Genomic DNA, 14,786 nt, shown 5'->3' on the forward strand with positions numbered 1-14,786 from the left:
TTGTATTTCATGAGAAGTTCTAAATCCGTCAAAGAAGTTTACGAAAGGTATTCTTCCCTCTAGTGCTGTTAAATGAGCAACTGGTGAAAGATCCATTACTTCTTGTACACTGTTTGATGCAAGTAGCGCAAATCCTGTTTGTCTAGTTGCCATTACATCTTGATGATCTCCAAAAATATTAAGTGCGTGAGTTGTTAAAGCTCTAGCAGCTACATCAAATACTCCTGGTAAAAGTTCTCCAGCTATTTTATACATGTTTGGGATCATTAATAATAATCCTTGAGAACAAGTAAAAGTTGAAGTTAAAGCTCCTGTTTGAAGTGAACCATGTACTGCTCCAGCAGCTCCTGCTTCTGATTGCATTTCCATGATTTTAACTTTTTGACCAAATACATTTTTTGTTCCTTTAGCTGCAAGTTCATCACAATATTCTGCCATTGTTGAAGATGGTGTTATTGGATAAATTGCTGCCACATCGGTATAAGCATATGCAACGTGTGCAGCTGCAGTATTACCATCCATTGTTTTCATCTTTCTCATTTAATAAGCCTTCTTTCTTTTAAGTTATTATAAAATTACTTTCTAAAGCTTTTATTTGAATTGTAAATAAGAGTATTCCATTACAAATAACTCTACAATGAAAATACTAGCTTTTTAACTAAAGCCAATAACTGTCTAAAGTTTTTATACAAAACTTAGCTAACACTTTTCAGCGTTAGCTATGTATCATAGACGTTAACAGTCTATGTAATTGAAAGTTATTTAACTAGGGCTTTTCCCATTTCCTCAGCTTCAACTAATTGTTCATTAGTAGGAGCCTCATTAACAGTTAATTTTTGTGTAACATTAAATTCATATTCTGTCATTAAGCTATCCCATTTTTTCATAAATTCTCCATTATCCCATCCATAAGAACCAAATAAACCAGTAGTTTTATTGTTAATAGGAATTAATTTGAATTTTTCGATAAAAGGTTGCATTTCTTTTTGATCAATTCTATTATTATCCATTGATGGACTTCCAAAGGCAACTGCATCTGCATTTGTAACATCTTCAACAGTAGCTTCACTAACTAGTTTAACTAGTACCTTAGCACCTGCATCCTTTGCACCTTTAGCTATATGATTAGCTAAAACCTCAACATTTCCACCATTACTCAAATAAATTATTGTCAACTTTTTCATTGCTATCACCTCATACTTTCATATTAATAGATAGTTATTGTTACTCCTTAATTATACATCAAAACCATTTTTATTCAAGTTCTTTATTGTAAATAAAGTAACAATATTAATTTAGCTTTTAAGTTATATTGCCGTATAATGATTAGAAATATAACTTAATAATCATAGTTTACACCTTTAATATCATAAAACAAACCATTTTATTCTATTATTTACACTTTTTTAACTTAGAATGCAATATTCGCATAAATTTAGATGTAGTTAAATATAAATATGCTCTGATTTTTTTATCTTTTTCTGTATTTTTCTATCAAATCTACTATTAAATCAATGCTTTTTTCAGTATTACTAGCGTTCATATTTTCAATGTATTTAGCTCTATCATTATATAATTCTTTTATTTTTTTCCCTAAAGTTTCTGGAGTTAAATCCTCGTCTTGAAGAACCATACTATAACCACTTTTTTCAAAAGATTTTGCATTAAGTATTTGATCTCCACGGCTTGCCTTAGCCGATAATGGAATTAAGAGATTTGGTTTTTTTAATGCCAAGAGTTCAAAAATTACGTTTGCTCCTGCCCTAGATATAACTATATCGGCACTAGCTAGTAAATGAGGTAATTCATCCTTTGTATATTCAAACTGCTTATAACCATCTTTATTTTGAAGCGACTTTTCAATGTTACCACTGCCACAAATATGAATAATATTATAATTAACAATTAATTTTTCAAGATCTTTTCTTATTACTTCATTTATAAGTTTTGACCCTAAACTACCTCCAATAATCATTAACACTGGTTTTATATTTTTAAACCCACATATTTCATAAGCTTTTTTCTTATTTCCTTCAAACAATTCACGTCTTATAGGATTACCTGTTACAACTCCTTTTCCTTTTTTTATTCCTTTTAATGCTTCTGGAAAAGTTACACATACTTTTGTGCAATAAGGAGCTACTAATTTATTAGCAAGACCTGGTGTAATGTCACATTCATGAGCAATTACTGGCACTCTATTAAAAAATGCCGCAAGCACTACAGGTACGGAGACAAATCCACCCTTAGAAAAAACTATGTCGGGTTTTTCATTTTTTATTATTTTTTTTGCTTCAAAAATCCCCTTAATTACTTTTAAAGGATCAGTAAAATTTTTCACATCAAAATATCGTCTAAGTTTTCCACTAGATATAGGAAAATATTTTATATTTTCGCCCTCAATTATTTTTCTCTCAATGCCTTCCTTTGTTCCAATATATTCTATTTCATAATTTAACATTTTAAGTTTTGGTACAAGCGCAAGATTTGGTGTTACATGTCCTGCTGAACCGCCACCAGTCATTATTATTTTATGTTTTCCCACTTTAACACTCCTTCTAAAATAAGCTTTACTAATCACGAGAGTCATGCTTTGTTATGCATGATGCCATGATTTACTCAGTTTATTATACATCATTATATACTAATAGGACTAAAATGTTCAGTGTTTTTCAAAATTTAGGATTTCCATAATATTCTAAAGACTATAAAATTTTCAATACTACCCATCAGTTCACTAAAATAAAAGTTAACTATACGGATAAACTACTATCATAAAGTAATCACAAAATTAAAGGAGGTAATTTACATGGCAAACAGAAATTTAGTACCAGAGGCAAGAGCAGGACTAAACAAATTTAAAATGGAAGCAGCTCAAGAAGTTGGAGTAACCTTAAAAGACGGTTACAATGGTGACCTTACTTCAAGACAAAATGGATCAGTTGGCGGACAGATGGTAAAGAAAATGGTAGAACAGTACGAGAAAAACTTATAATTAAAAAAGATATTATTTCCAAATTTTCCTCCAATATTCAGTTATATATTTAAAATATTTGCACAAAATATTATCGTAACACAAATAAAATATAAAAGGAGTGATTTACAATGGCAAACAGACAATTAGTACCAGAAGCAAAAGCAGGATTAAACAAATTTAAAATGGAAGCAGCAAAAGAAGTTGGAGTAGATTTAAAAGAAGGTTATAACGGAGATCTTACTTCTAGACAAAACGGATCAGTTGGCGGACAGATGACTAAAAAGATGGTAGAACAATACGAGAAAAACCTATAATTTTGAAATTTTAATTTAATAAAGGTTAAGAGGTATATGATTGTATATACCTCTTAACTTTTTTATTGTTATATTTAATATTTTTAATAATCAACGATCAACGATCAAATATCATTATCAAATCCGACTGATTTTTGTAATTAATTATAATTTAAAAAGATTTCATATGATGGAAGTTGCTAAATTTAAATGTTTTACTTGTCTTATTTCCCTTTAATTTGTTGCTATATATTTTAGAATTATGCACAAGATACTACCATACCAAAATAAATTATATAAGGAGTGATTAAAATGTCAAACAGACAATTAGTACCTGGATCTAAAGCTGGATTATATTCTTTTAAAATGGAAACTGCAAAAGAACTTGGAGTACCATTCACAGATTACAACGGTAACTTAACTTCTAGAGAATGTGGTTCTGTTGGTGGAGAAATGGTGAAAAAGATGGTAGAACAATATGAGAAAAATTTATAATTAGAATATGATATAAATTGAGGTACATAGAGTTAATTCTATGTACCTTCAACTTTTAGCTAAATTTAAATTCTAAAATTTTTAGTTGAATTGATTTTCGACCATTATACTCATTAATTTGTGGTGAAAAAATTAAATCAAGTTTTAATCCTTTTGGATTTTCAATATAATTCATATAATCTTCCCCAAATTTATCTTTAACCATTTCCATAAATTCATCAACCCTATTAAAACATATTCCATCAATTGTTTTATTTACTCCAGGCATAACACACTTGATTTTTAATGTGTTTGCGTTTTTACCCAATATATCTATTTTTAAAATAGGTATATTCTTTTCTGCAAGCAGTGGAGATGAATTACCTTTGCCAAAAGGCTCTAATAGTTCCAATTCATAAATCATTTCATAATTGATTTTACTTAACATCATTCTCTGATCTATTCTTACTTTAGGCTTAATATCCTCATCTGTTAACTTACAAATGCGGTTTAATTTTTTTCTTAGCTTATCTATGTTTTCTTCTTTTATAGAAAGACCTGCAGCCATTGGATGACCACCAAATTTTAAGAGTAACTCGCTGCATTTTATTAACTCCTCAAATAGATTATACTCTTTGATAGACCTTGCTGACCCTTTAGGATTTTCTTTTCCTTTAGTCAATATTATTGTTGGAACATTAAACATTTCACGAACACGTCCCGCTACAATTCCTGCTATACTTTCATGTATAGTATCTTTATAAATTACTAATACTTTATCATTTTTTAACGTTGAATTCTGTATTATTTCTATTACTTGTTCAGCATTTTCATTTGTCATCTCTTGTCTTTTTTTATTAAGTTCATATAATATTTTAGCCAGTTCTTTTGCTCTATTTTCTTCTTCACATAATAACAATTCAACAGATATAGCTGCCGATTTAAGTCTTCCAGTAGCATTAATGCATGGACCTATTTGGAAACCAACATGATAGCATTTCATCTCCTTGTCATTAATACCTATCATTTCTTTTAAACATTTTAACCCAAGATTTTTAGTGTTTGTTAACATTTTCAAGGCATTTTTAGCAATTATTCTATTTTCATCTACTAGATCTACCACATCACAAATAGTACCTATTCCTGCTATTTCTAAGAATTCCTTAAGGTTTCCCTTGTTAATTTCAAATTTTATATATAGTGCTTGTACAAATTTCAAAGCAATCCCAGCACCACATAAGTCTCTAAATGGATAATTACATGTTTTTTGTTTTGGATTAATAACAGCATCTGCTGGAGGCAACTTAAAAGTTCTTATTCCTTCATCATCTTCATCAAATTGAAGCTCATGATGATCAGTTATTATAATCTTCATTCCTAATTCTTTAGCTAATTTAACCTGCTGCATAGCTGCAATTCCATTATCACAAGTTAAGATCACTTGAAAACCTTCTACATTTAATTTTCTTATTCTATCACTATTTATGCCATAACCTTCATGTTCTCTATCAGGAACATAATATTCAACATTTGCACCACATTGCTTTAATCCCTTATACATTATAACAGTACTAGTAACTCCATCTGCATCGTAATCTCCATATACCACAATTTTTTCTTTTTTTTCAATGAATAATTTAATTAAACTTGTTGCTTTTTCCATGTCTTTCATTAAGAAAGGATCGTATAAATCTTCTATACTAGAACGCATAAATTTTTTAATATCTATTGGATTATCCAATCCTCTATTAATTATAATTTTAGCAATGAGTTCACTTACTCCTGATGCTTTTGCTAAAGATTTTATATCTTTAGATGTATTTCTGAGCAACCATGTTTTCTCCATATTTATCTCCTGCTTTCCTCATTTGGAATTAATACCTGAATAGTAGCATTAACTAAAACTTTTTTTACTACTTTCATTATTTCTTCCTCAGTAATGTTTTTCATCTCATCAAATTCCGAAAAAATACTAAAACCATCATAGTACATTATTTCATATGCACATAAACTCATGCTAGTTTGAATAGATTTCTCAAGCGCAATCATTCTTCTTAGTTTGTAACTTTTGCATAATTTTATAATGCAATTTTTGTCAAAGAAATTTTTCATATTCTTTGCCTTTTCTATTTCATTATTAATAATTTCAATAGTTTTGTAAGTATTTTCATATGAAGTTCCAAGGGATATTGTAAAAAGTTTTATTCCTGTTTCATTTTTAATATAACTTCCTATATCATAGACAAGACCCCTCTTAGTCCTGATTTCATCAAACAATATACTACTTGTACCTTCTCCGAAGACTAAGTTAAATAACTTTAAAGCACTATTTTCTCTTAAGCTTAAATCATGTATAGAAAAACAATATTGGATTTTAGCACCTTGTAAGTCATTTCTATATTGGAAATATGTTCCTGGTTTATTATACTCATATGTGTATTCTTTAATTTTTTCCATATGACTATTATCACCAATTGGTTTATGCCTAAAATCACCCATATAGCGATTTACTATATCCAAGACTTCATCAAGGCTCATTGAAGAAACAACACTTATCACACAATTATCTGAAATATAATTTTTATCATAAAAATTTTTCATCTGCTTTATAGTAATAGAATGTATGCTCTCCTCTGTACCTATAATTAAGTTCTTTAATCTTCTCTTTTCAAACGCATTATAAAACATTGAATCTTCACAAAACTGATATAAATCATCTTTCCATTCTTTTAGTTCTGCACTAATAACTTCTATTTCTTCTTTAAATCCAATCTCTGGGAAAATTGGATTTGTTAGAATATCTGCATAAATTTCGAATCCTTTTTCAAAATCTTCATCTAAAGTGGTGCCATAATATACAACGTACGGATAATTAGTCATCGCATTACAAAATCCAAACGTTTCATCGCATAATTTATTTATTTCATACTCACTACGAGTGATTGTACCCTTAAAAATCATATGTTCTACCGCATGAGCAACTCCAAGGTGCTGGTTGTCTTCTTGATTTGCGCCAGCGTTAAACCCTAAAGTAAAAGAAGTTAAATTATTATCTGCTTTTTTGTATAATAATTTTATTCCATTTTTCAATATTATTTTTTGCATATATTCACCCTCATTTTTTTATTCTATTCAATTGTTTTTTGTCTAACAATATGGGCATTATACAAATATACTATTTCACTTAAAAATATTTTTGTTTTATTTTATTTTATTTTGTTGTACACTAATACAAGTTGGAAAATTTAATATTTTTTAGAAAAAGGTTGGTGATTAATTTCTTAAACATATTTTATTTAAGAATATTATTATATGAATAATAAAACTAAAACACAACAGTCCTTATCTCAATTCATTAAATATGGCTTAGTTGGTGCTAACAATACTGTAATTGATATTGGTATATTAAATATTTTATCCTATACCACAGGCATAACTCATGGGAAAATACTATTTGTTTTTAATACAATTGCATTTTTAGTTTATTCTATTTGTGGTTATAAATTAAATAAGAAATTTACCTTTAAAAATAGTTTTAGAGAAACTTCCTCGCAAAATGCTTACTTTCAATATGCATCTGTTCTATTTGTTAGTATGCTTATAAACAGCTGTATGTTAATACTATTAACAAGAAGAAATCCTTTAATTCATATTATTCATCACCATAGAAACATAGTAAAATTGAATCACTTGTGGCTTAACATGTCTATGATAATAGGTTCCATTATTGTAGGTATAATAGGGTTTTTAATTAATAAATTTTTTGTTTTCAATAAAAAAAAGACACACTAAAATTAAGTTTTATTTAATTTTAATGTGTCTTTTTTTATGTTTTTACTTTAAAGTAATATTTTCTACATAATCATCTTGTAGTGACACTGTTAAATTTTTACCTTTACCAGCTCTATTTTGAACATTTATATCATCAAGTTCAATAGTTTTTATTTCACCACTAGATGTGCTTAATGTTAAATTTAAATTTTCATTAAGTGTAACACTAATTTCATTATAACCTTCTTCTTTTTTAACCTTTGCCTCTACCATATTTGCAAATATAACTTCATCATTTTCTTTTAGGCTTATCCCAGTTACCCCAGATGCACCCTTACTCATAAAGTTAATAGAATTCACATTAAATCTTATACACATTGCTTTCTTGGTTACTATTAATATATCCTTATCTACATCATCTTTGTTGATTTTTATAAATATTAATTTATCTGTTTCACCTTTAAGTTTATAAATCAAAGTTGAACAAAATTCTCCTTCTAATTCACAAAGTTTTAATCGCTTCACAAATCCTTTTTTAGTAAAGAAACAAATGCTTTTTTCTTCATTAAAGTCATCAACAGATATAATTTCTACTATTTTATCATCGATATTAAAATTGTCTATCAAGGTATTAATGCAAGTACCTTTCTTATTAACATTCTGAATCATATAACTAGGTAATTTATAAACTAACCCATTTTGCGAGAAAATAAGCAGCATCGCCGATGATCTAGTATATGTACTACCATTTGAGTTCATGTTTTTATTCATTATCTTTATTATACCTTTTGCATTTATCCCAATATTAAATTCTTTATAATCATATTTCTTAGAAAATTCTATTTTTGTCACCTGATCATCACTTGTTAAATTAAATAGCTGTGTACCAACTATGTTTCTGCCAATTGCTTTAAGTGTTGGTTCTTCTACTGAAAATTCTAGTCCTTCTTTGGTTGAAATGTTTATAAATGATTTTTTTCTATCTTTATTGATTAACTTGATATCAAGTAACTTTTCGTTCTCTCTTAACTTTAAAACAGTTAATCTATTAAAACTTGTAATAAATTTATCCAAAGATGTTTTCTTTATATTCCCTTTGTTTGTAAAAAATACAAATTGTTTATTAGTAGTTAAGTCACTTAATAAAAGGATATCAATTATTTTTTCCTTTGTTAAATCTATTCCACGAATAAGGGTATCAATTCTTTCCCCCTTTTCTCTCCACTTATATTCTGGTACTAAGTCACCTCTTAGCTGATATACATTTCCTATGTCCGTAAAAATCATTAATGTATCTTTAGTATTTGTTCCAATTAAATATGTATTAAAGTCGCCTTCTCTATATTCTATGTCATCAATGTTAATATTAGATCTGTTATAAGATTTCATAGGCACACGTTTTATATAACCATCATTAGATGAAGTTATCATAACGTCTTCTATTAATATTATATCTTCTACATCAATTTTAGCTTGACTATCATCTTCAATAATTTCAGTTCTTCTTGGATCATTGTATTTTTCTTTTATCTCTAAAATTTCCGATTTTATTACTTTAAGAAGTTCATTCTCATTTTCAAGAATTTTTTTATACCCCCTAATTAATATTTGTAATTTCTTGTATTCCTTTGTAAATATCTTTATTTCAAGGCCTGTTAATCTGTATAACATAAGTTCAAGTATCGCTTCTGTTTGAATTTCTGTAAAACCAAACTTAGCTATAAGATTTTGACCAGCATCTTTTTTAGACTTTGAACCTCTAATTGTTATTATAATTTCATCCATGACATCAATTGCTTTAATAAAGCCTTCTACAATATGAAATCTATTCTCAGAAACATCTAATTCTCTTTGCGTTCTTCTAGTTACAACATCTTTTTGATGATTTAAATAATGCATTAAAATAGTTTTAAGCCCCATAGTTTGAGGTTTCCCATTTGCGAGTGCTACCATGTTAAAAGCTATATTACATTGAAGCTCTGTTTTCATCATCAAATACTTAAGTACCTTGGTTGCAGTATCCCTATTTGTAGATTTCTTAAATTCAATAACTGATCTAAGTCCACTTCTATCAGATTCATCTCTAATATCTATAATTGACTCTAAAACTCTTATATGTTTTTTTTCTGCCGTCATATCAGAAATTGATTGAAGTAATTTTGCCTTATTCTTTCTATATGGGAATTCCGTAATAACTATGCCAAGACGTCCAGTCTCAAGCGTTTCTATTTTCATTTTAGAACGCAACGTTACCCTACCCTCACCAGTCTCATAAGCACTCTCTATCGCATTTTTACCTATTAAAATACCCCCTGTTGGTAAATCAGGGCCTTTAATATATTGCATAAGCTGTTTTGTTGTAATATCCTTATTGTCCATATAAGCTAATAATCCATCTATTACTTCTCCTAAATTATGAGGCGGTATGTTTGTTGCTATTCCAACCGCTATACCAAAAGTCCCATTTACCAACAAATTTGGATATCTTGATGGTAATACAGATGGTTCCTTCTCAGTGTCTGAATAATTGTTTACCATATCCACAACACCCTTGTCAATGTCTCTAATCATTTCAAGGGCAATAGGAGAAAGTCTTGCTTCTGTATAACGCATAGCAGCCGCATTATCTCCATCCTGACTACCCCAATTACCATGACCATCTATTAATGGTTTCCTTGTTGAAAATGACTGTGCTAGTATAACCATGGCACCATAAACAGAGCTGTCTCCATGTGGATGGTACTTACCAAGGATATCTCCAACAATTCTTGCTGATTTATAATAAGGCTTGTCTGGAAATGCCTTTAACATATATGCGCCATAAAGAATTCTTCTATGTACTGGTTTTAAGCCATCTCTCACATCTGGCAATGCTCTTTCTCTTGCAACCTCCACGGCATATGGAAGGTAATTATCTGGCATTGCTTCTTCAATTGGAGTCATTATTATATTACTATCTTTAGGTATGTCAATTACTTTTGCCATTTAATAAAACCCCCTTAATTATCACTTGCAGTGCTATAATCACTTTCAGTGCTACTATCATCACTAAAACTCAGCATATTTATACATATAATTTTTCCTAGGTGCAACCACGTCCCCCATTAGAAGTGAAACCATCTTCTCGGCCTTCGCTGCATCTTCTATAGTAACCTGCTGTAAGGTCCTAGTATTAGGGTTTAGTGTAGTTTCCCAAAGTTGATCCGGATTCATTTCTCCAAGACCTTTATATCTTTGAATTAACGCACCTTTTCCAATTTCTTTTTTAGTCTTAGCTAATTGCTCATCACTATATGCATACTTAACCACTTCACCATTCTTAGTTTTCCTATAAACCTTATAAAGTGGAGGCATTCCCATGTAAAGATGGCCATTTGAAATTAATGATCTCATATATCTATAAATATAAGTCATCCATAATGTTCTAATATGATATCCATCAACATCTGCATCACTCAAAATAATTATTTTACCATATTTTAAACTTTTTTCACTATAATTTTCTAAAACTCCTGTTCCAATTGCGGTATTAAATATTTTAAGTTCTTCACTAGCTAATACATTCTCAAGCTTTTGTTTTTCTGTGTTCATAATTTTGCCCTTTGATGGCATTATAGTTTGAAATCTTCTATCCCTAGCTTGCTTAGCACTTCCCCCAGCTGAATCACCTTCAACCACTATAAATTCGGTAAAATCAGAATTTTTCAGTGTACACACGGCAATTTTACCAGCTAAAGGAGATGCGCCTTTACCTATTTTCTTTCTTTCAGCTTCATTAATTTTTTTTATTTTATCTCTCCTTGAGGAAGCCGAAATAGCATTATTTATTATATTAGTAGCCATATTTTTGTTGTCTTCTATCCATTCTAAAATTTTAACATAACTCAATTCATTCATTATGCTATAGGCCTCATTATTACCTAGTTTACTTTTAGTTTGGCCTTCAAAAATAGGATTACTTATTTTAACTCTAACAATTGCAGTCATTCCTTCTCTTAAATCGTCGCCTTCAAATTCTTTATCCTTCTCTTTTAAAAGATTAAGTTTTTTAGCTCCTTCTTTAAACGCTCTTGTCATTCCTGTTTTAAATCCAGTTTCATGAGTTCCTGATTCAGTAGTTGGTATATTATTAACATAGCTTGCAATATATTCTGTAGTAGAATCAGTAAATTGCATACATACTTCTCCATATAATTGTAATCCATTTATTTCTTTTTCGCCTTGGAAAAATATAGGGTCTTTGTGAAGAACGGTTTTACTCTCATTTAGATAATCAATAAAATCTAAAAGTCCCCTTTCAGAATGGTACTCTTTTGGTACATTTCCTTCTTTTCTTCTATCATCAAAAACCAAAATAATCCCTTTGTTTTGGAATGCTAATTCTTGTAACCTTTCATCAATAAAATCAGAACTAAATTCTAAAGTAGTAAACACATTTTTATCAGGCATAAAAGTAACCTTACTACCTGTTTGTGTTGATTCCCCTACTATCTCAAGTTTACTGACTGGTGTACCTGGCATAAGCCTTTTAAGCTCTTTATCATAGGCATATTCAAATCTCTGAGTAAAAATTTTTCCCTTTTGTTTTACTTCAACCTCTAGCCATTCTGATAATGCGTTTACAACGGCAGCTCCAACACCATGAAGTCCACCAGAAGTTTTATAATTCTTATTATTAAACTTTCCACCAGTATGAAGTTCAGTAAATACCATTTCAACACCGGATATATGTTTTATAGGGTGTATTCCTGTAGGAATTCCTCTACCATTGTCAATAATAGTAACACTTTTGTCTTTATTTAATATTATTTTGGCTTTATCGCCATAGCCATTAGCTATCTCATCTATAGAATTGTCCAAAATCTCCCATATACAATGATGTAGGCCTTTGCTTCCTGTAGAACCTATGTACATACCAGGCCTTATTCTTACAGGCTCTAGTTTTTCTAGAGAAGTTAAGTCCGTTACATCGTATGTTTGAATTTGTTCTTTATCAAAACTCATAAAAATCCTCCAGTAAAATTTTATCATACATTTGCTATTTTATATGTTTATTTGCAAAAGGTAAAGTAATTTAAATAAAAAAATAGAACATTAGTTTCTATTTTAAGTCAACTTTTTATTGTTTAACATGAACTTCAAGCAATTTTCTATAAAAATATTAACCGACATTATAAACCTTCCCTGCCGGTCAATACAGTAATCGACTCTATTTTCAATTTCCAAAATTCTCACTCTATTTTTTTATTAGTTGGTGGTAATAATGTCGCTACAAGTCTTATTATATATTTTAGACTCTCATCATCTATATTATTTTTTAAATTCAATTTATTAGTAGCTTCTTTTGATATTTTCATAGCTTCTTCTTCTTTAAGGGTATTTTCGCTATGCTTATAGTTGGTTTCTACAAATAGTACCGCTTTTGAAATAATTCTTAGAATTATTTTAACATTTGCAGGTGTTGATTCAATAAAAGTTAAGGAACCTAAAATTACAGAAGCAAACCCATAATAGTCATCTTTAATGTTTATGTCTTTGTCCTTTAACAAATAAGCTAAATAAGCAAGTCCTGCTACTAAGAGCACAATTAATACATATTGAATAATTATCTCTACCATCACGTACCCTCCTTATTTGAATTTATACTACTTTATATGCTATTCAAATAACAAAGGGTACATGTTTTATTTAAATTATTAATATAATTTTCAAACTACTCTTATTATTAACACTAAATATATAATTAATTTATTTTTATAGTGTTTTCTCAAAAGCAATTCTTTCGCTTTTGTCTTCTAAATAAATTATTCCACAATACTGAAATCCATTTTTTTGGAGCAACCTCTTCATAGATAAGTTTTCCTTATGTGTATCTACTCTAATACTATGTATCCCCTTATCTAAACAAATCTTTTCTATATTCTTAACAATAACAGATGATAGTCCAATTCCCTTACAATTGCAATCAATAGCCATTCTATGAATAACTGCATATTTATTGTTGCTTGCCCACTTGCCATTGTAAATACATTTATAGTTTTTATCTCCATCAAATGTAACTACTACAGTACAAACTACACTATTATCTTTTAATAAAACATACCCATTTTTATTGATAATATCATTTTTTACTATTTTAAAATTAGGGTAATTATCCTGCCATTGATTAATTTTATTTTTCTTAAAGTAATCCTGTGCCTGCTTTATAATATTAATTATACTACTGGCATTCTCTTCAGTTGCTCTTATAAATTTCATGTTAATTCTCCTTCATGCTATTTAATATATTGTGATTTGAAAATGTTATAATATAAGATAGTAACTTCTTTATTATCTAATAGCTTTACATTCTCCTTTCTTTGAAATCTATATTTAAATTTACATTTTTCAATTACTCTTTTAGAATTACTATTAAAATCATAATGCCCACACCAAATTAAATCTAAGCTTAATTCATTAAATGCATACTTAATTAAACAATTAACAGCTTCAGGCATAAACCCATTGCCCCAATATTTAGGGCTTAATACGTAACCTATTTCCTTTTGTTTTAAATTAGACAAAGTTGCATCTGGTTTTCTATCATGAAGCCCTATGCTACCAATAACCTTATTTTCAGATTTTAAGACAATAGCATATGTATCATTATCCCTTGTGAACATTTTTATTATATTCTTGCTTTCTTCCTCATTTTTATGTGGTGGCCAACCTGCATTAGGACCTACTAATTCACTTTTAGCATATTCATATAAATCACTGCTATCTGTTTCTTTCCATTTTCTTATTTTCAATCTATTAGTTATTAATATTTCCATATCAATCCTCTCCCCTCACTAATCAGTTTTAATTATTAACCCTCTTTCATCGTAATAAAATGGATGTAAGCGTCAAATAGCCCACACCTTAACGTAAGGTATGAGCTATGATATTATTTCTTTAGCGGCTTTCTGCAGCTATTCGGTAAATCCTTGGACCATGGAAGAAGCACATCCAATTTTTCCAGATCCTTCACATCTATATTAGGTAGCTGCTCAAATAAATATGTTAGATAGTGAAATGGACTCAATCCATTTTCTTTAGCTGTTTCGATAATACTATAGATAATGGCACTTGATGTTGCTCCTTTTGAAGTGTTTGAGAATAACCAATTCTTTCGACCTATTATAAAGGGTTTAATAGATCTTTCGGCACGGTTATTATCAATCTCAAGCCTTCCATCAAGTAAAAAGCTTTCTAGTTTTCTCCATTGATTACGGCAATATGCGATAGCT

Annotated in this window: 14 protein-coding genes and 1 pseudogene; 4 read left to right on the top strand and 11 right to left on the bottom strand. The window is 29.2% G+C overall.

Going from position 1 to position 14,786, the window contains the following annotated elements; genetic code table 11:
- The 3 genes and pseudogenes from KPL38_RS14410 to murG form a co-directional block, all read right to left on the bottom strand.
- A pseudogene (locus KPL38_RS14410) lies at positions 1-540 on the bottom strand (pyruvate:ferredoxin (flavodoxin) oxidoreductase); the annotation flags it as partial.
- A 218-nt stretch (positions 541-758) separates the two neighbouring features.
- Positions 759-1,184, bottom strand: a complete 426-nt coding sequence (locus KPL38_RS14415) for a flavodoxin (RefSeq protein ID WP_216289844.1) — start codon at positions 1,182-1,184, stop codon at positions 759-761.
- Between the two features lie 287 nt (positions 1,185-1,471).
- A complete protein-coding gene (murG, locus tag KPL38_RS14420) occupies positions 1,472-2,545 on the bottom strand; it encodes an undecaprenyldiphospho-muramoylpentapeptide beta-N-acetylglucosaminyltransferase (RefSeq protein ID WP_512699148.1) in 1,074 nt (357 codons plus the stop codon).
- Positions 2,546-2,809: 264 nt separating this feature from the next.
- Between murG and KPL38_RS14425 the strand changes: the two genes are divergently transcribed.
- The 3 genes from KPL38_RS14425 (at position 2,810) to KPL38_RS14435 (ending at position 3,765) form a co-directional block, all read left to right on the top strand.
- A complete protein-coding gene (locus KPL38_RS14425; RefSeq protein WP_216289845.1) occupies positions 2,810-2,995 on the top strand; it encodes an alpha/beta-type small acid-soluble spore protein in 186 nt (61 codons plus the stop codon).
- A 110-nt stretch (positions 2,996-3,105) separates the two neighbouring features.
- Complete coding sequence (locus KPL38_RS14430; protein WP_216289846.1) at positions 3,106-3,291, top strand: alpha/beta-type small acid-soluble spore protein; 186 nt, start codon at positions 3,106-3,108, stop codon at positions 3,289-3,291.
- Positions 3,292-3,582: 291 nt separating this feature from the next.
- Positions 3,583-3,765 carry an alpha/beta-type small acid-soluble spore protein gene (locus tag KPL38_RS14435; RefSeq protein WP_216289847.1) on the top strand — a complete coding sequence of 61 codons (183 nt, stop codon included), beginning with the start codon at positions 3,583-3,585 and terminating at the stop codon, positions 3,763-3,765.
- A gap of 55 nt (positions 3,766-3,820) precedes the next feature.
- Here KPL38_RS14435 and recJ read toward each other — a convergent pair whose 3' ends face one another.
- Both recJ and KPL38_RS14445 read right to left on the bottom strand, forming a co-directional pair.
- Positions 3,821-5,590 (bottom strand): single-stranded-DNA-specific exonuclease RecJ, encoded by a 1,770-nt coding sequence (gene recJ, locus KPL38_RS14440; RefSeq protein ID WP_216289848.1) that lies wholly within the window; start codon positions 5,588-5,590, stop codon positions 3,821-3,823.
- 2 nt (positions 5,591-5,592) lie between these two features.
- Positions 5,593-6,849 (bottom strand): M16 family metallopeptidase, encoded by a 1,257-nt coding sequence (locus KPL38_RS14445; protein ID WP_216289849.1) that lies wholly within the window; start codon positions 6,847-6,849, stop codon positions 5,593-5,595.
- A gap of 207 nt (positions 6,850-7,056) precedes the next feature.
- Here KPL38_RS14445 and KPL38_RS14450 point away from each other — a divergent pair, with 207 nt between their 5' ends.
- Positions 7,057-7,536, top strand: coding sequence for a GtrA family protein (locus KPL38_RS14450; protein ID WP_216289850.1), 480 nt, complete (start codon positions 7,057-7,059; stop codon positions 7,534-7,536).
- A gap of 42 nt (positions 7,537-7,578) precedes the next feature.
- Here KPL38_RS14450 and KPL38_RS14455 read toward each other — a convergent pair whose 3' ends face one another.
- The 6 genes from KPL38_RS14455 to KPL38_RS14480 all read right to left on the bottom strand — a co-directional run.
- Positions 7,579-10,500: a DNA topoisomerase IV subunit A gene (locus KPL38_RS14455; RefSeq protein WP_216289851.1), complete on the bottom strand. Its 2,922-nt coding sequence runs from the start codon at positions 10,498-10,500 to the stop codon at positions 7,579-7,581.
- Positions 10,501-10,563: 63 nt separating this feature from the next.
- On the bottom strand, positions 10,564-12,519 hold the full coding sequence (locus KPL38_RS14460; RefSeq protein WP_216289852.1) for a DNA gyrase/topoisomerase IV subunit B: 1,956 nt from the start codon (positions 12,517-12,519) through the stop codon (positions 10,564-10,566).
- A 227-nt stretch (positions 12,520-12,746) separates the two neighbouring features.
- Positions 12,747-13,133, bottom strand: a complete 387-nt coding sequence (locus KPL38_RS14465) for a hypothetical protein (RefSeq protein WP_216289853.1) — start codon at positions 13,131-13,133, stop codon at positions 12,747-12,749.
- A 136-nt stretch (positions 13,134-13,269) separates the two neighbouring features.
- Positions 13,270-13,773, bottom strand: coding sequence for a GNAT family N-acetyltransferase (locus tag KPL38_RS14470; RefSeq protein WP_216289854.1), 504 nt, complete (start codon positions 13,771-13,773; stop codon positions 13,270-13,272).
- 17 nt (positions 13,774-13,790) lie between these two features.
- Positions 13,791-14,330 carry a GNAT family N-acetyltransferase gene (locus tag KPL38_RS14475; protein WP_216289855.1) on the bottom strand — a complete coding sequence of 180 codons (540 nt, stop codon included), beginning with the start codon at positions 14,328-14,330 and terminating at the stop codon, positions 13,791-13,793.
- 113 nt (positions 14,331-14,443) lie between these two features.
- On the bottom strand, positions 14,444-14,786 hold a 343-nt coding region (locus KPL38_RS14480; RefSeq protein ID WP_216289856.1), incomplete at its 5' end, for an IS66 family transposase.

The sequence above is a fragment of the Clostridium psychrophilum genome, assembly GCF_018861705.1.
Lineage (GTDB): Bacteria > Bacillota > Clostridia > Clostridiales > Clostridiaceae > Clostridium_AD > Clostridium_AD psychrophilum.

Bases quoted from the DNA above. Each gene is read 5' to 3' on its own strand.
- KPL38_RS14415 (WP_216289844.1), bottom strand. From the start codon at position 1,184: ATGAAAAAGTTGACAATAATTTATTTGAGTAATGGTGGAAATGTTGAG.
- KPL38_RS14425 (WP_216289845.1), top strand. From the start codon at position 2,810: ATGGCAAACAGAAATTTAGTACCAGAGGCAAGAGCAGGACTAAACAAA.
- KPL38_RS14430 (WP_216289846.1), top strand. From the start codon at position 3,106: ATGGCAAACAGACAATTAGTACCAGAAGCAAAAGCAGGATTAAACAAA.
- KPL38_RS14435 (WP_216289847.1), top strand. From the start codon at position 3,583: ATGTCAAACAGACAATTAGTACCTGGATCTAAAGCTGGATTATATTCT.
- recJ (WP_216289848.1), bottom strand. From the start codon at position 5,590: ATGGAGAAAACATGGTTGCTCAGAAATACATCTAAAGATATAAAATCT.
- KPL38_RS14445 (WP_216289849.1), bottom strand. From the start codon at position 6,849: ATGCAAAAAATAATATTGAAAAATGGAATAAAATTATTATACAAAAAA.
- KPL38_RS14450 (WP_216289850.1), top strand. From the start codon at position 7,057: ATGAATAATAAAACTAAAACACAACAGTCCTTATCTCAATTCATTAAA.
- KPL38_RS14455 (WP_216289851.1), bottom strand. From the start codon at position 10,500: ATGGCAAAAGTAATTGACATACCTAAAGATAGTAATATAATAATGACT.
- KPL38_RS14460 (WP_216289852.1), bottom strand. From the start codon at position 12,519: ATGAGTTTTGATAAAGAACAAATTCAAACATACGATGTAACGGACTTA.
- KPL38_RS14465 (WP_216289853.1), bottom strand. From the start codon at position 13,133: ATGGTAGAGATAATTATTCAATATGTATTAATTGTGCTCTTAGTAGCA.
- KPL38_RS14470 (WP_216289854.1), bottom strand. From the start codon at position 13,773: ATGAAATTTATAAGAGCAACTGAAGAGAATGCCAGTAGTATAATTAAT.
- KPL38_RS14475 (WP_216289855.1), bottom strand. From the start codon at position 14,330: ATGGAAATATTAATAACTAATAGATTGAAAATAAGAAAATGGAAAGAA.